The sequence below is a fragment of the Mycobacterium numidiamassiliense genome (assembly GCF_900157365.1).
Lineage (GTDB): Bacteria > Actinomycetota > Actinomycetes > Mycobacteriales > Mycobacteriaceae > Mycobacterium > Mycobacterium numidiamassiliense.
In genome coordinates this window covers 740,830-763,351 of record NZ_FUEZ01000003.1, presented here as the reverse complement: position 1 = coordinate 763,351, position 22,522 = coordinate 740,830, and the positions used below count along the sequence as shown (strand labels likewise).

The following is a 22,522-nucleotide window of genomic DNA, read 5'->3' as shown; positions in this document are numbered from 1 at the left end:
GTAAAGTGGTGTGATGCCGACCCGCCGGACCTACGACCAGAACTGCCCGATCGCGCGTGGGCTCGACGTTCTGGGTGAGCGGTGGACACTGCTGATCCTGCGCGAGCTGGTCGGTGGTTCCCGTCGCTACGGTGATCTGCGCGCCGAACTGCCCGGCATCGCAACCAATTTGCTCGCGCAACGACTCAAAGAGCTACAGGACGATGGGCTGGTCGATCGGGCCGACCTGCCCGCACCGATAGGGCGCACCGTCTACACGCTCAGCGACCTGGGCTGGCAGCGGGTGCTGCCCATCCTGCAGAACCTCGCCTGGTTCGGCGTCGACCGGCTCGATCCGATCGACGAAAGCTCGGTATCACCGTTGAACGGGTTTCTGGCCGGGATCCTGCTGGGTTTCGACCGGGTGAGTGCGACCGGGTTGGAGATGACCTGCCGGATCGAGATCGACGGCCGCCGTTTCGAGTTCGCGATTACCCAGGGTCGGCTCGGGCGTGCGAACAACCAACCTTCGGTAACGATTACCGCCAGCGCGGCAGATCTGGTCAACGCCCGCCTGGGGGCCACCGAAGCCAAGCGCAAGGCCGCCCTGCGTCGCATCCACTTCGACGGCGACCAGCGTGACATCGAGGCCCTGCGTGCGGTGTTTGGGCTCCACTAGACTCGGTGGCCGTGACCGAACCCGCTGACCTCGACCACTCCGGACCGGCTGACCGGCCAGTGTTGGTGGTCGACTTCGGTGCGCAGTATGCGCAGTTGATCGCCCGTCGCGTGCGAGAAGCCCGGGTGTTCTCCGAGGTGATCCCCCATACCGCCTCCGTCGAAGAGATCAAGGCCCGCGACCCGTTGGCGGTCGTGCTGTCCGGTGGCCCGGCCAGTGTCTACGCCGAAGGTGCCCCGCAACTGGATCCGGCGCTGTTCGACCTCGGCATCCCGGTGTTCGGCATCTGCTACGGGTTTCAGGCGATGGCTCAGGCGCTGGGCGGGACCGTCGCCCACACCGGCACCAGTGAGTACGGCCGAACTGAGCTGAAAGTCGTTGGCGGCGAGCTGCATTCGGGCTTGCCCGCGATCCAGCCGGTCTGGATGAGTCACGGCGACGCGGTGACCGCCGCGCCGGACGGATTCGAGGTGGTGGCCAGCAGCCCGGGTGCGGCGGTGGCCGGCTTCGAGAACCGTGAGCGACGGCTGGCCGGGGTGCAGTATCACCCGGAGGTGATGCACAGCCCGCACGGGCAGCAGGTGCTCAGCCGGTTTCTGCATGACTTCGCCGGGCTGGGTGCCGAGTGGACGCCCGCCAACATCGCCGAGGCGCTGGTCGAGCAGGTGCGTGCCCAGATCGGCGATGGCCATGCGATTTGCGGACTGTCCGGCGGCGTGGACTCCGCGGTGGCCGCGGCACTGGTGCAGCGGGCCATCGGCGACCGGCTGACGTGTGTGTTCGTCGACCACGGGCTGCTGCGCGCCGGCGAGCGGTCGCAGGTGCAGCGCGATTTCGTCGCCGCGACCGGCGCCAACCTGGTCACCGTCGACGCCGAGCAGACCTTCCTCGACGCTCTCTCGGGTGTGACCAACCCCGAGGGCAAGCGCAAGATCATCGGCCGCCAGTTCATCCGGGCCTTCGAGGGCGCGGTGCGAGACATCGTGGGCGAGGACGGGGTGGGCGTCGAATTCCTGGTGCAGGGCACGCTCTATCCCGACGTGGTGGAGTCCGGCGGGGGCAGCGGCACCGCGAACATCAAGAGCCACCACAACGTCGGCGGTCTGCCCGACGACCTGAAGTTCAAGCTCGTTGAGCCGCTGCGGCTGCTGTTCAAGGACGAGGTGCGTGCCGTCGGCCGGGAGTTGGGTCTTCCGGAGGACATCGTTGCGCGCCAACCGTTTCCGGGCCCGGGCCTGGGTATCCGGATCGTCGGCGAGGTCACCGCGAAGCGGCTGGACACGTTGCGGCGCGCCGACTCGATCGCGCGCGAGGAGCTGACGGCGGCGGGCCTGGACAACCAGATCTGGCAGTGCCCGGTGGTGTTGCTCGGCGAGGTCCGCTCGGTCGGTGTGCAGGGCGACAACCGCACCTACGGGCATCCGATCGTGCTGCGGCCGGTGTCCAGCGAGGACGCGATGACCGCCGACTGGACCCGGGTGCCCTACGACGTGCTCGAGCGCATCTCCACCCGGATCACCAACGAGGTGGCCGAGGTCAATCGGGTGGTGCTGGACATCACCAGCAAACCGCCCGGCACCATCGAGTGGGAGTAGCCCGGCGACTCTGCGGCCGGCGTAACGGCCGCGCGTAGTGACCAGGAAAATACTGCCCAAAAGGCACCACCAGCCCCAGCAGCACCGAGCGCATAAAGCCGCCTCTCACGTTGCTTGACGGTTGTCGGAGGGTGGGTGTTTACTCCACAACATATCGAACATACTTTCGAATAGAGGCTCATCATGACTGCGGCTTTTGCCTCCGATCAGCGCCAGGAAAACCGCGCTGAGCAGCTGGAATCGCTGCGCCGCAAGATGGATGCGATGTCGCAGAAGCCCGTCGCTCCCGCCGCGGACCTGCTGCCGGAATCGGAAGCCCAGCTGCCGGTCCCGCAGTGGCTGGCGGAAGCTCTGCCGGCTCCGCTGCCGCGGGGGACGGTGGCGGTGCTGGCCGGGGCCCGGTCGCTGCTGCTGGGCATGGTGGCCGCGGTGACGGCGGCCGGGGGCAACGTGGCAATCGTCGGCCAGCCGGATATCGGACTGTTGGCCGCAGTGGAGATGGGGGCGGATCTGAGCCGGCTCGCGGTGATACCGGATGCCGGGACCGATCCGGTGGAGGTGGCCGCGGTGCTCGTCGACGGCATGGACTTGGTGGTGCTGGGCCTGGGCGGGCGCCGGGTGCCGCCGACGCGGGCCCGGGCGGTGGTGGCGCGCGCCCGGCTGAAAGGTTGCACCGTGCTGGTCACCGATGGCGACTGGCAAGGGGTGCCGACCCGGCTGGAGGCCCGGGTCTGCGGCTACGAGATCACGGCAGGTAGCCGGGGTGCACCCGTCTGCGGATTCGGGCGAATCAGCGGGGTGCGGTTGCAGGTCAGCGGGGTGTGTGCGGGCCGACGGGTGGTTGCCCGGGCGCGAACGGGGTGAAGTCGGGTGGCGTCTTTCAGTACTGGTTCCCGGGTGCTGGCGATCTGGTGCATGGACTGGCCGGCGGTCGCGGCGGCCACGGCCGCGGGCCTGCCCGCGACGGCCCCGGTCGCGGTCACGCTGGCCAACCGGGTGATCGCCTGCTCGTCGGCGGCCCGGGCGGTCGGAGTGCGGCGGGGGTTGCGACGCCGGGAGGCGGCGGCCCGTTGCCCGCAACTGCATGTCACGACCGCCGACGCCGACCGTGACGCCCGCTTCTTCGAGGGCGTGATCGCGGCGGTGGACGATCTGGTGCCCCGCGCCGAGGTGCTGCGGCCTGGGCTCCTGGTGTTGCCGGTACGCGGGGTCGCCCGGTATTTCGGGTCGGAGACCGACGCCGCCGAGCGGCTGATCGACGCGGTGGCCGCGGCGGGCGCCGAGTGTCAGGTCGGGATTGCCGACCAGCTGTCCACCGCGGTCTTCGCTGCGCGTGCGGGCCGGGTCGTCCAGCCGGGCGGCGACGCACGGTTTCTATCGGTGCTGTCGATCCGGCAGCTTGCCACCGAGCCGAGTCTGTCCGGCCCTGGGCGAGAAGAACTGGCGGATCTGTTGTGGCGGATGGGGATTCGCACCATCGGACAGTTTGCCGCCCTCTCGGCGACCGACGTGGCCTCCAGGTTCGGCGCTGACGGGGTAGCCGCGCACCGCCTCGCCCGCGGCCAGCCCGAGCGGGGACCGTCCGGGCGAGAGCTGCCGCCGGAGCTCGAGGCCGTGCTGGATTGCGATCCGCCGATCGACCGGGTCGATGCCGCGGCATTCGCCGGGCGCTCACTGGCCGGCACATTGCACCAGATGCTGATGTCCACCGGAGTGGGCTGCACCCGGCTGGCTATCCACGCCGTCACCGCCAACGGCGAAGAGCGCAGCCGGGTATGGCGATGCGCCGAGCCCCTGACCGAGGAGGCCACCGCCGACCGGGTGCGCTGGCAACTGGATGGCTGGCTGAGCAATCGGACCAGCCAGGGTCGCCCCACCGCGCCGGTGACGTTGCTTCGGCTGCGGGCAGTGGAGGTGGTGTCCGCCGAGGCGTTACAACTGCCGCTATGGGGTGGCATGGGGGAGGAGGACAGGCTGCGGGCCCGCCGGGCGCTGGTGCGGGTGCAGGGCCTGCTCGGACCGGAGGCGGTGCAGGTGCCGGTGCTGTCCGGCGGTCGCGGGCCCGCCGAACGCATCACGCTGACCCCGTTGGGCGACGAGCCGGTGCCGCACGCCGATCCTGGTCAGCCCTGGCCCGGCCAGCTGCCCGAGCCGTCGCCGGCTGTGCTGCTCGACGATCCAGTGGAATTGCTTGACGCCCAAGGAAATCCGATACGAGTGACCAGCCGTGGAATGTTCTCCGCCGACCCGGCGCGACTGGTAGCCCGCGGTCGCGACGATCCGCTGCGCTGGTGGACCGGGCCTTGGCCCGTCGACGAGCGCTGGTGGGACCCGGGCCTCAGGAAGGGCCGCACCGCCCGCGCCCAGGTGCTGCTGGAAAGCGAGCGCGCATTGTTGCTGTGCTACCGGCAGCGGCGGTGGTATCTGGAAGGAAGCTACGAGTGATCGCCCAGTCGGCGTGCGAAGGGTCCGACCCGTTCGATGAACCGGTCGAAGAACGCCGCCGGATCGACGTCAATGCCGATGTGCGCATTGGGTTCTCGGTGCAGTGACCAGTCGGTGACGGTCATGCCGCGGGTCAGCGTGCCGGTCAGCTCGACCTCCACGGTCGCCGGGCGGGTCACGACGAGTCCTGGGTCCAGCGCGACCGCGGCGGCTAACGGGTCGTGCATGTGCGCCACATACCCATGGCCGTTGTCGTAGTAGCCCTCCAAGTAGAACCGCGTCGCGTCTTCGATCACCTGAATCAATGCATTGGACGCCGCCGACCGGGTGCCGCGCTCGTCATGCAGGCTCAGCACCGTTGTCGTCGACCCGGCGACCGCGGCCAGCTGGGTCAGGATTTCCGGCGTCAAAGCAACGGTGCGAGTCAGGTTCAAGCCGCACAGGATCGGAAGTTGCTGATGTTCATGCGTTTTCCCTGACCAAGCGGTGAGCACCTCGGCGGCCGCCTCGGGGTCGACGCTGATGTTCCATTCGGCTACCGGCGTGGTGTTGCCGCGGTGGTCGTAGGAGCCGCCCATGATCACCAACCGGCGCAACAGCGTTGGCAGGGCAGGCTCGGCGCGCAGGGCCAGTGCCAGATTGGTCAGCGGGCCGGTGGCCACGCCGATCAGCTCGCCCGGATAACGTTGCGCGGCTCGCACCCAGGCTGCTGCGGAGTCGTAGTCGGTAAGCCGGCGATCGCTCGGCGGCAGCTCGGCATACCCCATGCCCCGGGGGCCGTGCACCCTCGATGGGGCGCGCAACGGCCCGGTCAAGGTTTCCTCGGAACCCTTCGACACCGGGATGTCGGGGAATCCGCACAGTTCGAGCAGGCCCAGATTGTTCTCGCAAACCTGTTCTACCGCAACGTTTCCAGTGGTCGAGGCGATGCCAACCACGTCGGCCTCGGGGCTGGCCAGCAGGTACATCAGGGCCAGCGCATCGTCCACGCCGGTGTCGACGTCGACGAAGACGGGGTTCACCAGTGCACTCCGGGCACCAGTCGTACCAGCCGTTTGACGGGCCGTGGTGTGCGGATACCGCCGGTGACGGCACGGACAGGCCGCCTCGGCCGGCGCCCCGAGGCTGGCGGTGTCGAAGCCGGCGGCGTCGCGGCCGGTTCGGGCGAAATGCCTCGCGCAGCAGCCGAATCGGGATAACCGAGATACAGCTGATGCAGAATCCGCCGGGACAACTTCGGCGTGAAATGGTTACCGGCCTCAGCGAGTGTGCCCAACGGGGTATCGATGCGGGCCGGTTTTTCGACGAGCCCGCGCACCACCATCGCCGCCGCGCGCTCGGGGCTGATCGGCGGCACCGGGTTGAGTCGTTGCGAGGGCACAATCATCGGCGTCTTGACCAGTGGCATGTGGATGTTGGTGAACGTGATGTGGTCGGACAGCGTCTCGGCGGCGACCACTTCGGAGAACGCGTCCAGTGCCGCCTTGGTGGGCAGATACGAGCTGTATTGCGGATTGCGGGCCAGCACCCCGGCACTGGACACGTTGACGACGTGGCCGAACCGGCGCTCGCGCCAGTGCGGCAGCAGCGCCAGCACCATGCGCACCGCGCCGAAGTAGTTGACCGCCATCACCCGCTCATAGTCGTGCAGCCGGTCGGTGGAGTTGACCACCGAGCGGCGGATCGACCGGCCGGCGTTGTTCACCAGGTAATCGACATGGCCGAAGCGGCCAAGGATGTCCTTGATGGTGTGCTCCACCGAATCCGAATCGGTGACATCGCAGGTAAAGGCATACGCCTGGCCGCCGTTCGCGCGGATCTCGGCGACCAGCTGGTCGAGCGCGCCGCCGGTGCGGGCCAGCGCGAACACGGTCGCGCCGCGCTCGGCGATGGCGATCGCCGACGCGCGGCCGATGCCGCTGGACGCGCCGGTGATGATGACGTGCCGGTGCTGCAGCGGGCCCGAAGGATCGTCGCGACGAGCACGATCGGGGTCGAGGTGCTCGGCCCAGTACCGCCACAGCTTTGGCGCATAGTCGGCGAACTCCGGAACGGCCGCAATGCCGTTGTCCTGCAGTATCTTTCGCGTCTCATCGCTGATGAAGGTGGGGGCCAGCTCGACGAGGTCCAACACCTCGACGGGAATGCCCAGCTGAGTGACGGCCATGTTGCGCAGCACCTTGGCCCGCCCGCTGACCTTGAGCACCGGGGCGGCCATCGAGCGGGGCAGCGACCCGCGCGGCGCGGGCAGCCCGGCCTCCTTGGCGACGCCGCGGTAAATGCCGCGCAGCCCAATGCTTTTCGGCGCGGTCAGATGGAACGCCCGCCCGTCGCTGCCCTCGGCGTGCATCAGCGCGACGATCGCTTCGACAACGTAGTCGACCGGGACGATATTGGTGCGCCCGGTGTCGGGCAGCAGCATCGGGGTCAGCGACGGCAACACGGCCAGCTTGGCCAGCACGCCGAAGAAGTAGTACGGGCCATCGATCTTGTCCATCTCGCCGGTGCGCGAGTCGCCCACCACCACCGCCGGGCGGTAGATGCGGTGACGCAGCCCGGGCGTCGAGCGCACCAGTAACTCGGCTTCGAACTTGGTCTGGTGGTACGGCGTGGGCAGCTGCTGGCCGACATCGAAGTCGTCCTCGGTGTACTCGCCGGGGAAGTCGCCCGCCACGGCGATCGACGACACATGATGCATCGTGGCGTCCAGCCGCTGGGCCAGCGCGATGACGGCGCGGGTGCCTTCGACGTTGGCGGCCCGCTGTTCGGCCTCACCGACGGTGATGTCGTAGATCGCCGCGCAGTGCACCAAGTGGTCCACGTCGCCGAGCCCGGCGAGGGTCTCGTCGGTCAGGTCGTGGCCGGGCAGCTCACCGACCAGCGGCCTCGCGCGTTCACCCCACTCGGCGGCGAGCTGCTCGAAGCGCCCCAGCGACTGGCGGCGGACCAGGACCCACACCTCGGCGTCCGGCCGGGTCGCTAGCAGCTGAGAGACGACGCGGCGACCAATAAACCCGGTACCGCCGGTAACGACATAGCGCATTGCGCCATGGTATAGGTCAGCCGGCGAAGTTGCGGATCCCGTCCCATTCCTCCAGCGTCCAGCCGGTCATCGGGTTTCCGCTGATCACCACCCGGCCGGTGTTGGGCAGCGGATGGCTGCTCAACAGGCTGTCCTTGGCGTTCTTCGTGTTGAGCAACGTCCAGTATTCGATCGCGAATTTGTGCGAGAACAGCACCGGATTGCGGTTGCCGCTGTCGTATACCTTCTGGATGGCCGCGGTGAACTGGTCGTTGAATTGTTTGCCGGTGACTGACCCGGGGATGCTGTCCTGCAGGTCGCCGTTGAGCCAGTCGGCCGGCGCCACCAGATACGTCAATGGCGCCTGGGCGTCCGGCCTGCCATCGAACCAGCCCGCGCTGATCTCCTGGATGCCCTGCAGCACCTCTACGTGCTTGCCGAGTTCAGCGGCCAACGGAGCGGCGGTTTGCTGGGCGCGGACCATGGTGGAGGCGTAGATGCCGTCGTAGTCGCTGCGTCCAATGTGGTGCGCGAGGTCTTCGGCCTGCCCTTTGCCCTGCTGGCTCAGGCCGGGACCCGGCACCTCGGTGTTGATGATCCCGCTGGCGTTCGCCTCCGACTCCGCGTGCCGGATGAACGTCAGTGTGATGCTGCGCGCCTGCGGAGATCCGCCGCAGGCGCCGACGATCACCGTTGCGGCCAGCACCGCCGCTGCCTTCCAGGTCACGCTGCGCTTCCCCATGGCGATAGCCTGCCCTGCCGACGGCCTCGGGGGAAGGGCTTGCAATGGTTGGGGGGAGAAAAAGCTTCAATCTTGCAATCGAGAGGAGACTCGGATGGCGATTGACCCGAGTGCCGTCGGCGCGGTGACCGAGCCGATGTTGTTCGAATGGACCGATCGGGACACGCTGCTGTACGCGCTCGGTGTTGGTGCTGGCCTCGATGACCTGTCGTTTACCACCGAGAACAGCCACGACATCGATCAGCAGGTGTTGCCGACCTACGCGGTGATCTGCTGCCCGGCCTTCGGGGCGGCGGGCAAGATCGGAAAGTTCAACTGGGCCATGCTGTTACACGGCTCGCAAGGCATCCGTCTGCACGCGCCCCTGCCGCCCGCGGGCAAGCTCTCGGTGGTCACCGAGGTTACCGACATTCAGGACAAGGGTGAGGGCAAGAATGCGGTCGTCATGCTGCGCGGCCGCGGCACCGACCCGGAGTCGGGGACGTTGATCGCCGAGACCTCGACCACCTTCGTCGTCCGGGGTGCGGGCGGATTCGGCGGTCAGCCGGGCCAGCGGCCGATCGCGCCTGAGATCCCGGACCGCGAGCCCGACGCCCGGGTCGCGCTGCCCACCCGCGCGGATCAGGCGCTGATCTACCGGCTTTCCGGTGACCGCAACCCGCTGCACAGCGATCCCTGGTTCGCCAGGGAGCTGGCCGGATTCCCCAAGCCGATCCTGCACGGGCTGTGCAGCTACGGCGTCGCGGGCCGCGCCCTGGTCGCCGAACTGGGTAAGGGCCTGGCGGCCAACGTCACCTCGATCGATTCGCGTTTCAGTTCGCCGGTGTTCCCCGGCGAGACGTTGACCACGCTGATCTGGCGCACCGAGCTGGGCAAGGCGGTGTTCCGCACCGAGGCGGCCTCTGGCGCCGAAGGCGCTTCAGACGAGGCTGCCCGGGTGGTGCTCGACGACGGCGTGGTCGAGTACGTCGAGGGCTAGAGGGCCTGCGCGAGCCGGCGGGCCAGCCGGTCGGTGAACTCGGCGGCTCGCGCCGGGCTCTCCAGCGCGAACTGCGCCGCGGTGGCCCGGTCGCCATCGTCGTTGTGCCGCACCAGGATTGGGATGCCAGCAAGGTCGCCTTCGCGTACCGCGTCGAATGCGTCCTCGTCGGTGATGTCGTCGCCCAGATAGATCGGCACCAGCGACTCGGCTTTCGCCTGCTGAAGGTGGTCGATGACCCAGTGCAGCGTTTTCCCCTTGTCCCAGTCGATATCGGGGCGCAGCTCGATGACCTCGCGGCCGGTGGTCACCCGAAGCGCGTCGCGCTGCCCGGCCGCCCGAACCGCGGCGGCCACGTCACCGACGCGGTTGCGCGCGGCGTTGCGGTAGTGCACGGCGACGCCAAACCGCTTGTGCTCCACCACGACACCGGGGATCGACCCGAGCTGCTCGCGCAGCTGGGCGGCGGCTTGCTCGAGCACCGGTATGGCCGCCGCCGCGGCGTCGTTCTGGTGGTGTGTTCCGTCGGGTGCGGTCAGCTCGAAGCCGTGACTGCCTGCATACCAGATGCCGGGCAGCCCCACCCGCTTGCTCACATCGGCCAGGTCTCGGCCGGACAGCACCGCGACTGGGCACTGCGCGGCCAGCTGCCGCAGCGCCTCGTCCGCGCCCGCGACCAACCGCGCCGAGCCCGGATCGTTGACGATGTCGGACAGGGTGCCGTCGAAGTCGAAGAAGACGGCCGGCCGGCCGGCGGGCAGGCCGTCGTCGAGGGCCCGCAACGCATCCGGGAGCTGCGACATCCGTCGGTCCCCGGTGCGCACCGTGACCTCGCCGGGGTCGGCGACCACCGCGTCGGCGCCGAGGCGACGCAGTTCGTCGCCGCGTCCCGTGGAATCCACGCCGATGACCAACGCGAAGCCCGCCTCGCGTGCCGCCGTGACACCGGCCGCGTCGGTCGCGATGACCACGCTGCGGCCCGCCCGCGTCCCGAGGGCGTCGGCCGCCTCGATCAGGTCCTGGCGGTTGCCACTCGACGCGACGACGCCGACAAGCACACCCGCCTGCTGCAGGCGCGCGATCAGTGGTTGTGCCGAGTCCGCGTGCTCGAGCAGCACCGCGTCATGGCGGCGCGGATCAACGGTGTCCGGGTTGCCCACCACCCAACCCTCTCACGGTGAGCAACACCGCCGGGTGGGGTCAGTGCGCTTTCGCGGGCGCCGACGGGTGGGCGCGCGCAATGCCGCGGGCAGCCCGCTTGCGGCGGTCCTTGGTGAACAGCAGCACCGAGTCGTCGCTGAGCGCTACCAGCCGCGCCATCTCGCGCTGGATGCCGGCGGCGAGCAGCGAGAGTTCGGGTGCGGCGTCATAGTCGGTGGTGATGCCGAACACCAGCTCGTCGCCGTAGGTGAGCACCGCGACCCCGCTGGACAGCTGCGACGCCGTCGGTGGAATCGGCAGCAACCGCTTCACGGTCTTGCCCATCAGACCCAGCCGGGAGTGCGGCCCGGGCCCGTTGGTGGCCAGCGTGACGATGCCGGGTTGCGGAAGCCGACTCATCACTAGCTGAATTGCCTTAGCGCACAACATCACCGGTGGCAGGCTCGTCGCCAGGTCCAGGATCGCCGCGGACTGGCGTTGGTTGTCCTGGCGCGGACGGCTCAACCTGCTGTGCACGGTTCGCAGTCGCTGCACCGGATCGTCGTGTTCGACCGGGAGATACGGCAGCTTGACCGAGATTCGGTCGTCGGCTTTCTCCAGAATGCGCAGCGAACCCGCGTGCGGTTGTTCGCCACGGTGCAGCAACACATTCCGGAAGCCCTCGGTGATCACGGCGAGCGCGACGTCGTTGGTCGTCACCCCGAACTTGGCGCACACGTCCTCGACGGCGGCGCGGGGAACGCGCACCGCGTGGTAGCGCCGCATGGTCGCCGCGTCACCGGTCGACGACGGCCGCGCGACCGGCCACATGGCCGAAGCCACGGTGTTGGTGACCGTGCTGGCCACCGCTGAAGCACTCCGTAGCGTGTCGGCCCAACTCCGCTTCGGGGCTTCCGGCGATGAATCACGCTCATTACCAACGTGGTTGGCGAACATCTCGGCGTCGGAGTCGTCGCAGAGCCTGGCGAGCAGCTGGGCCGCGGAGGTGCCGTCGGCGAGGTGGTGGTGGATCTTCATCAGGATCGCCCACTGGTTGCCCTTCAGGCCCTCGATGATCCAGCACTCCCACAGCGGGCGGTCCAGCTGCAGGGGACGCTCCAGGGCTTGAGCGATGACCCCCGACAGCTCGGGGTCGTCACCCGGGCGGGGAATCGTCACCTGGCGTACATGGTGGTCCAGGTCGAATGCCGGGTCGTCGATCCATTGCTGGGCACCGTTGAGCGGGTGGGTCCGCATGACCTGGGCACACCGCGGTATCGATGAGATCCGTTCTGCTAGAAACCTTTTCAGGCGCTCAAAGTCTGGAGCGGCGCCGTCGACGACCGCCACCGCCCCGATCGCCAGGCCGGCCTGCCGATCGGAGTCTGTGTTGAGGAAGCCGGTATCCCGTGTCGTGTTCAGCTGTGCCACTGTTCGTCCCCGCCCGTATGTTGCCCCTGTACCAGTATCCGCTGCAGCCCCCCGCTGGCGATAGGTCTCGTGACGTTAAGAACCTGTTTAGAAGTTGACGAGCTCTTTAACAACATCTTTCACAGCCGCGCGCCAAATCGAACATACTTTCGATAGACTGTGGGGGTGGGTTTCAGCAACGAGCCGCGGAGTTGGGCGGAGATGGAGCGGCTGCTCGACGGTAAGCCGCGCCGTGCCGGCGCATCCGTTGCTGCTGCCGAACCGCCGCAAGACGTTCCCTGGTCGCGCAAGCGGGAAATCTACTCACCGCCGCAGACCGGCGCGAAGATCGGGTCGTCCGTCGCGTATGCCGAACTGCATGCGCATTCGGCGTACAGCTTCCTCGACGGGGCCAGTACACCCGAGGAGCTGGTCGAAGAGGCGGCCCGGCTGGATCTGCGCGCGCTGGCGCTGACCGACCACAACGGCCTGTATGGGGCGGTGCGGTTCGCCGAAGCGGCCGCCGAACTCGACGTGCGTACCGTGTTCGGCGCTGAGCTGTCGCTGGGATCGCAGGCCCGTACCGAGCAGCCGGATCCGCCGGGGCCGCATCTGCTGGTGCTGGCCCGCGGCCCGGAGGGCTACCGGCGGTTGTCGCGGCAGCCGGCCGCCCCGCACCTGGCCGGTGGCGAGAAGGGCAAGCCGCGCTTCGACCTCGACACGCTGACCGAGGCCGGGGGTGGCCATTGGCACGTCCTGACCGGATGCCGCAAAGGACATGTCCGCCAAGCCCTTTCCGATGGCGGCCCGGATGCCGCTCAGCGGGCGCTGGCCGATCTGGTGGACCGGTTCACCGCCGCCCGGGTCAGCATCGAGTTGACCCATCACGGTCATCCGCACGACGACGAGCGCAACGCCATGCTCGCCGCCCTCGCGCCGCGCTTCGGTGTCGGCGTCGTCGCCACCACCGGAGCGCACTTCGCCCACCCGTCGCGACGCCGGCTGGCCATGGCGATGGGCGCTATCCGGGCCCGCCAGTCGCTGGATTCGGCCGCGGGCTGGCTGGCCCCGCTGGGTGGCTCGCACCTGCGGTCCGGCGAGGAGATGGCCCGGCTGTTCGCGCAGCGGCCCGACGCCGTGACCGCGGCGGCCGAGCTCGGCGAGCAGTGTGCGTTCGGGCTGGCGCTCATCGCGCCACAGCTGCCGCCGTTCGACGTGCCCGACGGGCACACCGAGGACAGCTGGCTGCGGCAGCTGACGATGACGGGTGCGCGCGACCGCTACGGATCGGCCGGCGGCGCGCCACGGGCGTACGCCCAGATCGAGCACGAGCTGAAAACCATTGCTCAACTGAGGTTTCCGGGCTATTTCCTGGTGGTCCACGATATCGCCCGATTCTGCCGGGACAGCAACATCTTGTGCCAGGGCAGGGGATCGGCGGCCAACTCCGCGGTCTGCTATGCCCTGGGCGTCACCGCGGTCGATCCGGTGGCCAACGAGCTGTTGTTCGAGCGCTTCTTGTCGCCGGCGCGCGATGGCCCACCCGACATCGACATGGACATCGAATCGGACCAGCGCGAAAAAGTCATCCAGTATGTCTACGACAAGTACGGTCGCGACTATGCCGCCCAGGTCGCCAACGTCATCACCTATCGCGGCCGAATCGCGGTGCGCGACATGGCCCGCGCCCTGGGCTTCTCGCAGGGGCAGCAGGACGCGTGGAGCAAGCAGATCGGCCACTGGAACGGGCTTGGCCCCAACTCGAATGACCCGGCACCCGACATTGAGGGCATTCCCGAGCAGGTGATCGACCTGGCCACCCAGATCCGGAACCTGCCGCGGCACATGGGCATCCATTCCGGCGGCATGGTCATCTGCGACCGCCCGATCGCCGACGTGTGCCCGGTGGAATGGGCGCGCATGGAGAACCGCAGCGTCCTGCAATGGGACAAAGACGACTGCGCGGCAATCGGTTTGGTGAAGTTCGACCTGCTCGGGCTCGGCATGCTCTCGGCGCTGCACTATGCGATCGACCTGCTGGCCGAGCACAAGGGCATCGAGGTGGACCTGGCCAAGCTCGACCTCTCCGAGCCCGCGGTATACGAGATGCTGGCGCGCGCCGATTCTGTCGGCGTGTTCCAGGTGGAATCGCGGGCGCAGATGGCCACCCTGCCCAGGCTCAAGCCCCGGGTGTTCTACGACCTGGTGGTCGAGGTCGCGCTGATCCGTCCCGGGCCCATCCAGGGCGGATCGGTGCACCCTTACATCCGGCGGCGCAACGGTATCGACCCGGTCACCTACGACCACCCCTCGATGGAATCGGCGCTGCGAAAAACGCTGGGGGTGCCGCTTTTTCAGGAGCAGCTGATGCAGCTGGCGGTGGACTGCGCCGGCTTCTCTGCCGCCGAGGCCGATCAGTTGCGGCGTGCCATGGGATCCAAGCGCTCGACCGAACGGATGCGCCGGCTGCGCGGCCGGTTCTACGACGGCATGCGCGAACTGCACGGCGCCACCGACGAGGTGATCGACCGGACCTACGAGAAGCTGGAGGCCTTCGCCAATTTCGGCTTCCCGGAAAGCCATGCGCTGTCCTTCGCGTCGCTGGTGTTCTATTCGTCGTGGTTCAAGCTGCATCACCCGGCCGCGTTCTGCGCGGCGCTGTTGCGCGCCCAGCCGATGGGCTTCTATTCGCCGCAGTCGCTGGTGGCCGACGCGCGCAGGCACGGCGTGCTGGTGCACGGCCCGGACGTCAACGCCAGCCTGGCGCACGCCACGTTGGAGGATTCCGGAACCCAGGTCCGCCTGGGGCTCGGCGCTGTCCGGCATATCGGCGACGACCTCGCCGAGCGGCTGGTCGACGAGCGAAAAGCAAACGGCCCCTTCATATCCCTGCTTGATCTGACCACCCGGCTGCGACTGTCCGTGCCGCAGACCGAAGCCCTTGCGACGGCAGGCGCGCTGGGCTGCTTCGGCATGTCGCGGCGAGAGGGGCTGTGGGCGGCCGGGGCCGCGGCCACCCAACGACCGGACCGGCTCCCCGGCGTGGGGTCGTCGTCGCATATCCCGGCGCTGCCGGGAATGAGCGAGCTGGAGCTGGCCGCCGCCGACGTGTGGGCCACCGGCGTCTCCCCGGACAGCTATCCGACCCAGTTCCTGCGGGCCGACCTGGATGCGCTGGGGGTGGTGCCTGCGGGCGCGCTCGGATCGGTGCCCGACGGGGACCGGGTGCTGATCGCCGGGGCGGTGACCCATCGGCAGCGACCCGGCACGGCGCAGGGGGTGACGTTCGTCAACCTCGAGGACGAGACCGGAATGGTCAACGTGCTCTGCACGCCGGGAGTGTGGGCGCGACACCGGAAGCTGGCGAACACCGCGCCGGCGTTGTTGATTCGCGGGCAGCTGCAAAACGCCAGTGGCGCAATCACTGTCGTGGCCGAGCGGCTGGGCCGCATTTCCCTGGCCGTCGGCTCGAAGTCCCGCGACTTCCGCTGAGCGGGTGTTCTATGCGCCTGGCGTGGTCCAGACTTTGGTCGGGGTGATCGCCAACCGGGTGCTAAACGCGTCCATCGAGATCCCCTCGGCCGACTCCAATTCCTTGGCGAGCTCGCCGTACTTCGCCCAGTAGGGTTCGTCGTCCTTGCAATTCACGTCGGATGCGTCGACGGTCGCGGTCCCGCCGATGACGATGATGCCGCCGCCGTTGCCGTCCGAATCCAGGTTCAGGCTCACTGCGGGGTGCGCCTTGATGTGGGTGACCTTGGCGGCCTGCGGCATGGAGTACACCGTCAGCCTGGTGCCGTCGAAGTAGAACCAGACCAGCCGGGGCACCGGCTGTCCCGATTTGGCGACGGTGGTCAGCCACCCGAAGTTGTCCGTCTTGAGCCTGCTGGAAACCTCTTGTGTCAGTTCGATGCCCATAGCTGCGAATGTAGCCTCCATTCATGACCCTCAACCTGTCCGTCGACGAAGTTCTTTCCACCACCCGCTCGGTCCGCAAGCGCCTCGACTTCGACAAGCCGGTCGGCCGCGAGGTGTTGATGGAATGCCTCGATCTGGCGTTGCAGGCCCCCACCGGTTCCAACGCGCAGGGCTGGCAGTGGCTGTTCATCGAGGACGCCGACAAGAAGAAGGCCATCGCCGACATCTACCTCGAGCGCGCCCGGCCCTACCTCAGCACGCCGAAGCCCGCCTACCCCGACGGCGACACCCGCGGTGAGCGAATGCCCAAGGTCGTCGATTCGGCGATGTACCTCGCCGAGCACATGCACGAGGCGCCGGTGCTGTTGGTCCCCTGCATCGAAGGCCGCGAAGACAAGACGCCGTTGGGTGGGGTGTCGTTCTGGGCATCGCTGTTCCCGGCGGTGTGGAGCTTCTGCCTGGCGCTACGCGCCCGCGGACTGGGCTCCTGCTGGACGACGCTGCACCTGGTCAACGACGGCGAGCGCGCAGCCGCCGAGATCCTCGGCATTCCCTACGAGAAGTACAGCCAGGGCGGATTGTTCCCGATCGCCTACACCAAGGGCACGGACTTCAAGCCGGCCACGCGGCTGCCGGCCGAAAAGCTGACGCACTGGAACACCTGGTAGCGCCGAACTACACACCCTCTGGGTAGCCGTGCTGCCGCCAGGCCTCGTAGATCGCGATCGCCGCGGCGTTGGACAAATTCAGTGAGCGCCGGCCCGGCAGCATCGGGATGCGGACCTGCTCGGTGATGTGGGCGTCGGACAGGGTTTCCGCGTCCAGCCCATCGGGTTCCGGACCGAACATCAGCACGTCGCCGGCCTGGTAGGCGACGTCGGCGTACGACGTCGATGCGTGTGCGGTGAAGGCGATTACCCGCGCCGGAGCCAGGGCCTCCCACGCAGCCTGCAGCGACGCGTGGACGGTGACCGACGCCAGGTCGTGGTAGTCCAATCCCGCCCGTCGCAGCTTGGGTTCGGACAAATCGAAGCCCAACGGCTCAACGAGATGTAACTCCGCGCCGGTGGCCGCGGCCGTCCGGATGGCGTTGCCGGTATTGGGCGGAATGCGCGGCGACACGAACATCAGTTTGAACACAACGCGATAATGGTCGCATGGTCGAGCAGAGCATCTGGATGCGCAAGGTTGCCGCCGATCCGGGACATTCGGACTGGTACATCGAACGCTTCCGTGCCATGGCCCGCGCCGGCGACGACCTGGCCGGCGAGGCTCGCTTGGTGGACGCCATGGCGCCCCGCGGCGCGCGCATCCTCGATGCCGGCTGCGGCCCCGGCCGGTTGGGCGGATATCTGGCCACCGTCGGTCACCACGTGGTCGGTGTCGACGTCGACCCCGCGCTCATCGCCGCGGCCAGGCAGGACTATCCCGGCCCGCGGTGGCTGGTCGGCGACCTCGCCGAGCTGGACCTGCCCGCGCGCGGCATCGTCGAACCATTCGACGTCATCGTCTCCGCCGGCAACGTCATGGCGTTCCTGGCGCCGAGCACCCGGGGCATGGTGCTGAACCGGCTACGTGCCCATGTCGCTGACGACGGTCGAGTGGCGATCGGCTTCGGCGCCGGCCGCGACTATGGGTTCGCCGAGTTTCTCGGCAACGCGGCGGATGCGGGGTTCGCACCCGATCTGCTGCTCTCGACCTGGGATCTGCGACCGTTCGCCGACGACTCCGACTTCCTCGTCGCGATCCTTCGGCCGGCATAGCATCCTCAGGCAACTCTTCTGGTGACCAGGGCCGCGGGCTGTCATACTCGTCGGATTGCCAGGCAATGTACCGCGCGCCCGTCCGCGCCGCGCGGGGGGAAATAAAGCAGGAAGTTCCATGAGCGTCTCGTTTCTTTCAGCGCCTCTTTCAGCGCCGAGTTTGCGCGCAAGCGCGGGCTCGGTCAGATGACCATGTTCACCAGCCCGGCCGATCCGGCCGAGGCGCCCGCACCCCAATTTCATCCCAAGCGCCCGCCGGCCTGGTCGCTGAGCAACTGGCCGGTCCGCTGGAAAGTCCTCGCGATTGTGCTGGTGCCGCTGATTCTCGCGTCCATATTCGGTGGACTGCGGATCAACGGCGCAATGGCCAACTCCAGCGGTCTGCGGGTGGCCGCTGCCCGCGCCGACCTGCTGCCGGCGATCACCAAATACATGTCGGCGTTGGACGTGGCATTGCTGGCGGATTCCACCGGCCGCGACGTCGACGGGGCGAAGCAGAACTACGAGGCCCGCAAGGGTGAGCTGCAAAGGCGCCTGGACGACACCGACGTCATCCCCGACGTCCGCTCAGGAGTGAGTTCCGTGCTCGGGGGCGGCCAGGCGCTCCTGGACAAGGTGTCCGACAACAGCATTGGCGTGCGGGAGCGGGTGACGACATACGCCCCGCTGCTGCTGACGGCCGAGGATGTGATCAACGCGTCGGTACGCGTCGACGACGAGAAAATCCGCGCGCAGGCGCAGGGTTTGAGCAGGGCGGTCGGGGCCCGCGGGCAGATGACGATGCAGGAGATCCTGATCACCCGCGGCGCCGATCTCCCCGAGCCGCAGTTGCGCACCGCGATGATCACCCTGGCCGGCACCGAACCGTCGACCCTGTTCGGGATGAGCGAAGTGCTCGGCGTCGGCTCGACGGAAGCCAAGACGCTGCAGCAGCAAATGGTGACCCGGATGGCGATCATGTCCGATCCGGCCAGCGTGCTCGTCGACAACCCGGACCTGCTGCGCTCCATACAGACCACCGACGGGATCGCCGAACAGGTCATCGACAACGCCACGACGTCGGTGACCAAGTCGGTGCAGGCCCAGGCCACTGATCGGCGCGACGCCGCGGTGCTCGACGCCGTGCTGGTGCTGGGCGCCATCGTGATCGCTCTGGCCATCGTGTTGCTGGTGGCGCGGGCGCTGGTCGTGCCGCTGCGGGTGCTGCGCGACGGCGCGCTCAAGGTGGCCCACACCGACCTCGAGGAAGAGGTTGCCCGGGTCAAAGCCGGTGGCGCCGAACCGATTCCGGATCCGCTTCCGGTGTATACCACCGAGGAGATCGGTCAGGTCGCCCACGCGGTCGACGAGCTGCACAGCCAGGCCCTGCTGCTGGCCGGCGACGAGGCCCGGCTGCGGCTGCTGGTCAACGACATGTTCGAGACCATGTCGCGGCGCAGCAGATCGCTGGTCGACCAGCAGTTGTCGCTGATCGACGGGCTGGAGCGCAACGAGGAAGATCCCGAGCGGCTGGACAGCCTCTTCCGGCTGGATCACCTCGCCGCCCGGCTGCGCCGCAACAGTGCCAACCTGCTGGTGCTGGCGGGTGCACAGCTGGCGCGCGATCAGCGCCAGCCGGTGGGGTTGTCGACCGTGCTCAACGCAGCCGTCTCCGAGGTCGAGGATTACCGCCGGGTCGAGATCGGCGACCTGCCGGACTGCAGGCTGGTCGGTGCGGTGGCCGGCGGGGCCATCCACCTGTTCGCCGAGCTGATCGACAACGCCCTGCGCTATTCGCCGCCGACCACTCCCGTCCGCATCTCGGCCAGACGCGGCGGCGACGGTTCCATTGTGCTGCGGATCGCCGACTCCGGCCTGGGCATGAACGAGGCCGACCGGCGCATCGCCAACAAGCGGCTGCAGGACGGCGGCGAGATCAGCCCTGAAAACGCCCGCCACATGGGTCTTTTCGTGGTCGGCCGGATCGCCGCCCAGCACGGCATCCGGGTGGGGCTGCGCGCCGCGGCACCGGATGAAGCGGGCTCCGGTACGACCGCCGAGGTCTACCTGCCCACGTCGGTGCTCGAGGCTACGGACGCGGGGGCCCCGCAGCGCCGGGTCGGGGCGGTGTCGTCGCCGAGTGCCAAACTTGCCAGTGCGATCCCGGGACGCGAGGCGGGCGCGATCCCGACAGCCGAGGTCGCCGAACAGCGTGCGGCGCCGCAACCGGCGAACCGCAACGGATCGGGCGCGGCGGTGCCGCCGGTCACCTTGTTGCCGCGCCGCAATCCGGGTTCCAGCGGGATCGCCGCCGTTCCTGACGAGCCGGCCGCGCAACTGCCGAAGCGGCCCCGGCGTGAGCTGGCCACCCCCTGGTCGCAGGGCCAGAACAGGCCGGCCCCGAATGGCCCACCGCCGGCCCCTGCCCCCAAGGCCCCGTCGCCGGCTCTGAATCGCGCCCCGAAACCGGCGCCGCCACGGGCAGTGTCGGACACATCGGCATTCTTTGCCGCCAGGCCGCGCGCCGCCAAGCCCGCCAGCCCGGACGACGACGTCATCTACCGTCGGATGCTCACCGAAATGATGGGCGACCCGCACGACTTGGTGAACAGCCCCGACCTGGATTGGCAGTCGGTGTGGGATCGCGGTTGGTCGTTGGCCGCCGAGGCCGAGGACAAGCCCGTCGCGGCGCACACCGCCGACTTCGGTCTGCCGGTGCGCGCCCCGGGGGCCCGGCTGGTGCCGGGGACGGCCAGCGGAAGTGATTCCCCCGAACAGGCCCACCACGCCGCGGACGACGCGGCGGCCCTCGTAGCATCGAATGGGCGACCGCCACAGCACGCGGCTGGGACGCGCGATCCCGATGCGGTTCGCGAATCGTTCAGCAACCATTTCGGCGGCGTGCGCAGCGGACGCTCGCAGGCCCGCCACATCAAGCAAGGACCCGATCAGTAATGACTTCTCCCGGCAGCACACTGGACTGGCTGGTGACGAAGTTCGCCCGCGAGGTCCCCGGGGTCGCGCACGCATTGCTGGTGTCCGTCGACGGTCTGCCGATTGCCGCCAGCGAGCAGCTGCCACGGGAGCGGGCCGATCAGCTGGCCGCGGTGGCCTCCGGGCTGGCCAGCCTCGCGAGCGGCGCGGCGCAGCTGTTCGAGGGTGGGCAGGTGCTGCAGTCGGTGGTCGAGATGCAAAACGGCTATCTGCTGTTGATGCGGGTCGGCGATGGGTCGCATCTGGCCACCCTCGCGGTGCCGTCATGCGACATCGGTCAGATCGGCTACGAGATGGCCATCCTCGTCGAACGGGTGGGCGGCGTGGTGCAATCCTCCCGCCGCTCAGCATCCACTCGTTCGTGAGCCGCGATGGACGAACGCGAGCCCTGGCCGCCCTCCCGTGAAGCGAGCCTGGTGCGCCCGTACACCCTCACGGCCGGACGGACCGACACGGCCGTCGACATCCCGCTGGAAGCCCCGGTTCAGACGTTGCAGCCCGGGCTCGCCCATCGGTGGCCGGTCAACGATGCGAGAGGCAAGATCATCCGCCTGTGTGTCGAAAGCCCGTCGGTCGCCGAGATCTCGGCGCGCCTGGACCTGCCCGTCGGAGTCGCCCGCGTCCTCGTCGGCGATCTGGTGCTCTCGGGCTACCTTCGGGTGCATCGAACGTTGACCGAGCAGTCGACCCGTGATGAGCGCCACGAACTCATAGGAAGGACGCTGCGTGGCTTACGCGCACTCTGACGCGGGGCCCACCGCCTCGACGAAGATCGTCATCGCGGGCGGGTTCGGCGCCGGCAAAACCACGTTCGTCGGGGCGGTATCGGAGATCATGCCGCTGCGCACCGAGGAGATGGTCACCGACGCCTCGGCCGGCGTCGACATGCTCGAGGCCACGCCGCACAAGCGGACCACCACCGTCGCGATGGACTTCGGCCGCATCACCCTGGACAAGGACCTGGTGCTCTACCTGTTCGGTACGCCGGGGCAGCGCCGGTTCTGGTTCATGTGGGACGACCTGGTGCGCGGGGCCATCGGCGCGATCGTCCTGGTGGACTGCCGTCGGCTGCAGGACAGCTTCGCCGCCGTCGACTTCTTCGAGCACCGCAACCTGCCGTTCCTGGTCGCGGTGAACGAATTCGACGGTGCGCCAAGGTATCCCGTCGGCGCGGTGCGCGAAGCCCTCACCTTGCCCGCGCACATTCCGGTGATCAACGTCGACGCCAGGGACCGCCGCTCGGCGACCGACGCGCTGATCGCGGTGAGCGAATACGCGCTGCAGAGCCTGACGGCCTGACCGACGTTGCAGCCCTGGGTCGACTGTGAGTTCTCGGGCCGCGATTTCCGCGACGAGGACATGAGCCGGCTGGTCACCGAGCGGGCCGTATTCAGTGAATGCGATTTCAGCGGCGTCAACCTGGCCGAGTCCCGGCACAGCGGATCGGCGTTTCGTAACTGCAAGTTCGAACGAACACTCCTGTGGCACAGCACTTTTGCGCAGTGCAGCATGTTGGGTTCGGTGTTCGTCGGTTGCCGAATGCGCCCGATGACGTTCGACGAGGTCGACTTCACGCTTGCGGTGCTCGGCGGCAACGACCTGCGCGGCATCGACCTCAGCGGGTGCCGGCTGCGGGAGGCCAGCCTGGTGGAGACCGACCTGCGCAAGGCCGTGCTGCGCGGCGCCGACCTGTCCGGTGCGCGAACCACCGGAATCAAGCTGGATGACGCGGATCTGCGTGGGGCGAAGGTGGATTCGGCGTTGTGGCGTTCGGCCTCGCTGGCGGGCACCCGGGTGGACGTCGGTCAGGCCACGGCCTTCGCGTTGGCGTACGGCCTGCGCCTGGACAGCAGCCCGGACTAGGCCGTTGAGCGCTG

20 protein-coding genes are annotated in these 22,522 nt (G+C 68.5%); 13 read left to right on the top strand and 7 right to left on the bottom strand.

Annotated elements, in window-relative coordinates; genetic code table 11:
• Window positions 1–13 precede the first annotated feature (13 nt).
• The 4 genes from MNAB215_RS03390 (at window position 14) to MNAB215_RS03375 (ending at window position 4,698) form a co-directional block, all read left to right on the top strand.
• The gene (locus MNAB215_RS03390) at window positions 14–658 is read left to right on the top strand and encodes a winged helix-turn-helix transcriptional regulator (RefSeq protein ID WP_077077456.1); all 645 of its coding nucleotides are present in this window, start codon (window positions 14–16) and stop codon (window positions 656–658) included.
• 11 nt (window positions 659–669) lie between these two features.
• Entirely contained in the window at window positions 670–2,253 is a 1,584-nt protein-coding gene (gene guaA, locus MNAB215_RS03385; protein ID WP_077078378.1) for a glutamine-hydrolyzing GMP synthase, read from the top strand.
• 183 nt (window positions 2,254–2,436) lie between these two features.
• Complete coding sequence (locus MNAB215_RS03380) at window positions 2,437–3,117, top strand: hypothetical protein (RefSeq protein WP_077077455.1); 681 nt, start codon at window positions 2,437–2,439, stop codon at window positions 3,115–3,117.
• Window positions 3,118–3,168: 51 nt separating this feature from the next.
• Entirely contained in the window at window positions 3,169–4,698 is a 1,530-nt protein-coding gene (locus tag MNAB215_RS03375; protein ID WP_077078379.1) for a DNA polymerase Y family protein, read from the top strand.
• On the opposite strand, the gene MNAB215_RS03370 is transcribed toward MNAB215_RS03375, so the two are convergent.
• From MNAB215_RS03370 to MNAB215_RS03360, 3 genes are read right to left on the bottom strand one after another with little or no spacing between them, the layout of a single operon-like run.
• Window positions 4,689–5,720: a nucleoside hydrolase gene (locus MNAB215_RS03370; protein WP_077077454.1), complete on the bottom strand. Its 1,032-nt coding sequence runs from the start codon at window positions 5,718–5,720 to the stop codon at window positions 4,689–4,691. The genes MNAB215_RS03375 and MNAB215_RS03370 overlap by 10 nt on opposite strands.
• Complete coding sequence (locus MNAB215_RS03365) at window positions 5,717–7,741, bottom strand: SDR family oxidoreductase (protein WP_077077453.1); 2,025 nt, start codon at window positions 7,739–7,741, stop codon at window positions 5,717–5,719. Before MNAB215_RS03365 ends, MNAB215_RS03370 begins: the two co-directional genes overlap by 4 nt.
• A gap of 16 nt (window positions 7,742–7,757) precedes the next feature.
• Window positions 7,758–8,462, bottom strand: coding sequence for a histidine phosphatase family protein (locus MNAB215_RS03360; RefSeq protein WP_077077452.1), 705 nt, complete (start codon window positions 8,460–8,462; stop codon window positions 7,758–7,760).
• A gap of 94 nt (window positions 8,463–8,556) precedes the next feature.
• Between MNAB215_RS03360 and MNAB215_RS03355 the strand changes: the two genes are divergently transcribed.
• Window positions 8,557–9,441 carry a MaoC family dehydratase gene (locus tag MNAB215_RS03355; protein ID WP_077077451.1) on the top strand — a complete coding sequence of 295 codons (885 nt, stop codon included), beginning with the start codon at window positions 8,557–8,559 and terminating at the stop codon, window positions 9,439–9,441.
• Here the strand turns inward: MNAB215_RS03355 and otsB are convergent.
• Together otsB and MNAB215_RS03345 are read right to left on the bottom strand one after the other, a co-directional pair.
• Window positions 9,438–10,604 (bottom strand): trehalose-phosphatase, encoded by a 1,167-nt coding sequence (gene otsB, locus MNAB215_RS03350; RefSeq protein WP_245830119.1) that lies wholly within the window; start codon window positions 10,602–10,604, stop codon window positions 9,438–9,440. The two genes, MNAB215_RS03355 and otsB, sit on opposite strands and share 4 nt — an antisense overlap.
• 37 nt (window positions 10,605–10,641) lie before the next feature.
• The gene (locus MNAB215_RS03345; protein WP_077077449.1) at window positions 10,642–12,012 is read right to left on the bottom strand and encodes a wax ester/triacylglycerol synthase family O-acyltransferase; all 1,371 of its coding nucleotides are present in this window, start codon (window positions 12,010–12,012) and stop codon (window positions 10,642–10,644) included.
• Window positions 12,013–12,177: 165 nt separating this feature from the next.
• Between MNAB215_RS03345 and MNAB215_RS03340 the strand changes: the two genes are divergently transcribed.
• Window positions 12,178–15,483, top strand: a complete 3,306-nt coding sequence (locus MNAB215_RS03340; protein WP_077077448.1) for an error-prone DNA polymerase — start codon at window positions 12,178–12,180, stop codon at window positions 15,481–15,483.
• Between the two features lie 9 nt (window positions 15,484–15,492).
• On the opposite strand, the gene MNAB215_RS03335 is transcribed toward MNAB215_RS03340, so the two are convergent.
• A complete protein-coding gene (locus MNAB215_RS03335) occupies window positions 15,493–15,909 on the bottom strand; it encodes a TIGR03667 family PPOX class F420-dependent oxidoreductase (RefSeq protein WP_077077447.1) in 417 nt (138 codons plus the stop codon).
• A 23-nt stretch (window positions 15,910–15,932) separates the two neighbouring features.
• On the opposite strand from MNAB215_RS03335, the gene MNAB215_RS03330 reads away from it, so the two are divergent.
• On the top strand, window positions 15,933–16,577 hold the full coding sequence (locus MNAB215_RS03330; protein WP_077077446.1) for a nitroreductase family protein: 645 nt from the start codon (window positions 15,933–15,935) through the stop codon (window positions 16,575–16,577).
• A 7-nt stretch (window positions 16,578–16,584) separates the two neighbouring features.
• Here MNAB215_RS03330 and MNAB215_RS03325 read toward each other — a convergent pair whose 3' ends face one another.
• Window positions 16,585–17,049 carry a tRNA (cytidine(34)-2'-O)-methyltransferase gene (locus MNAB215_RS03325; RefSeq protein ID WP_077077445.1) on the bottom strand — a complete coding sequence of 155 codons (465 nt, stop codon included), beginning with the start codon at window positions 17,047–17,049 and terminating at the stop codon, window positions 16,585–16,587.
• A 17-nt stretch (window positions 17,050–17,066) separates the two neighbouring features.
• On the opposite strand from MNAB215_RS03325, the gene MNAB215_RS03320 reads away from it, so the two are divergent.
• From MNAB215_RS03320 to MNAB215_RS03295, 6 genes are all read left to right on the top strand, one after another.
• Window positions 17,067–17,672: a class I SAM-dependent methyltransferase gene (locus tag MNAB215_RS03320; protein ID WP_077077444.1), complete on the top strand. Its 606-nt coding sequence runs from the start codon at window positions 17,067–17,069 to the stop codon at window positions 17,670–17,672.
• 186 nt (window positions 17,673–17,858) lie between these two features.
• Window positions 17,859–20,606 (top strand): ATP-binding protein, encoded by a 2,748-nt coding sequence (locus MNAB215_RS03315; RefSeq protein ID WP_077077443.1) that lies wholly within the window; start codon window positions 17,859–17,861, stop codon window positions 20,604–20,606.
• Window positions 20,606–21,010: a serine protease inhibitor gene (locus MNAB215_RS03310; RefSeq protein ID WP_077077442.1), complete on the top strand. Its 405-nt coding sequence runs from the start codon at window positions 20,606–20,608 to the stop codon at window positions 21,008–21,010. Before MNAB215_RS03315 ends, MNAB215_RS03310 begins: the two co-directional genes overlap by 1 nt.
• Before the next feature lie 6 nt (window positions 21,011–21,016).
• Window positions 21,017–21,391, top strand: coding sequence for a DUF742 domain-containing protein (locus MNAB215_RS03305; protein WP_077077441.1), 375 nt, complete (start codon window positions 21,017–21,019; stop codon window positions 21,389–21,391).
• On the top strand, window positions 21,372–21,944 hold the full coding sequence (locus MNAB215_RS03300; protein WP_077077440.1) for a GTP-binding protein: 573 nt from the start codon (window positions 21,372–21,374) through the stop codon (window positions 21,942–21,944). Before MNAB215_RS03305 ends, MNAB215_RS03300 begins: the two co-directional genes overlap by 20 nt.
• A gap of 6 nt (window positions 21,945–21,950) precedes the next feature.
• Window positions 21,951–22,508 carry a pentapeptide repeat-containing protein gene (locus MNAB215_RS03295; RefSeq protein WP_077077439.1) on the top strand — a complete coding sequence of 186 codons (558 nt, stop codon included), beginning with the start codon at window positions 21,951–21,953 and terminating at the stop codon, window positions 22,506–22,508.
• Window positions 22,509–22,522 lie beyond the last annotated feature (14 nt).

What these genes read in the sequence shown, in the direction of transcription:
- MNAB215_RS03390 (WP_077077456.1), top strand. Translation starts at nt 14, where the DNA reads ATGCCGACCCGCCGGACCTACGACCAGAACTGCCCGATCGCGCGTGGG.
- MNAB215_RS03365 (WP_077077453.1), bottom strand. Translation starts at nt 7,741, where the DNA reads ATGCGCTATGTCGTTACCGGCGGTACCGGGTTTATTGGTCGCCGCGTC.
- MNAB215_RS03335 (WP_077077447.1), bottom strand. Translation starts at nt 15,909, where the DNA reads ATGGGCATCGAACTGACACAAGAGGTTTCCAGCAGGCTCAAGACGGAC.
- MNAB215_RS03380 (WP_077077455.1), top strand. Translation starts at nt 2,437, where the DNA reads ATGACTGCGGCTTTTGCCTCCGATCAGCGCCAGGAAAACCGCGCTGAG.
- MNAB215_RS03305 (WP_077077441.1), top strand. Translation starts at nt 21,017, where the DNA reads ATGGACGAACGCGAGCCCTGGCCGCCCTCCCGTGAAGCGAGCCTGGTG.
- MNAB215_RS03375 (WP_077078379.1), top strand. Translation starts at nt 3,169, where the DNA reads ATGGACTGGCCGGCGGTCGCGGCGGCCACGGCCGCGGGCCTGCCCGCG.
- MNAB215_RS03310 (WP_077077442.1), top strand. Translation starts at nt 20,606, where the DNA reads ATGACTTCTCCCGGCAGCACACTGGACTGGCTGGTGACGAAGTTCGCC.
- MNAB215_RS03330 (WP_077077446.1), top strand. Translation starts at nt 15,933, where the DNA reads ATGACCCTCAACCTGTCCGTCGACGAAGTTCTTTCCACCACCCGCTCG.
- MNAB215_RS03355 (WP_077077451.1), top strand. Translation starts at nt 8,557, where the DNA reads ATGGCGATTGACCCGAGTGCCGTCGGCGCGGTGACCGAGCCGATGTTG.
- MNAB215_RS03315 (WP_077077443.1), top strand. Translation starts at nt 17,859, where the DNA reads ATGACCATGTTCACCAGCCCGGCCGATCCGGCCGAGGCGCCCGCACCC.
- MNAB215_RS03360 (WP_077077452.1), bottom strand. Translation starts at nt 8,462, where the DNA reads ATGGGGAAGCGCAGCGTGACCTGGAAGGCAGCGGCGGTGCTGGCCGCA.
- MNAB215_RS03320 (WP_077077444.1), top strand. Translation starts at nt 17,067, where the DNA reads ATGGTCGAGCAGAGCATCTGGATGCGCAAGGTTGCCGCCGATCCGGGA.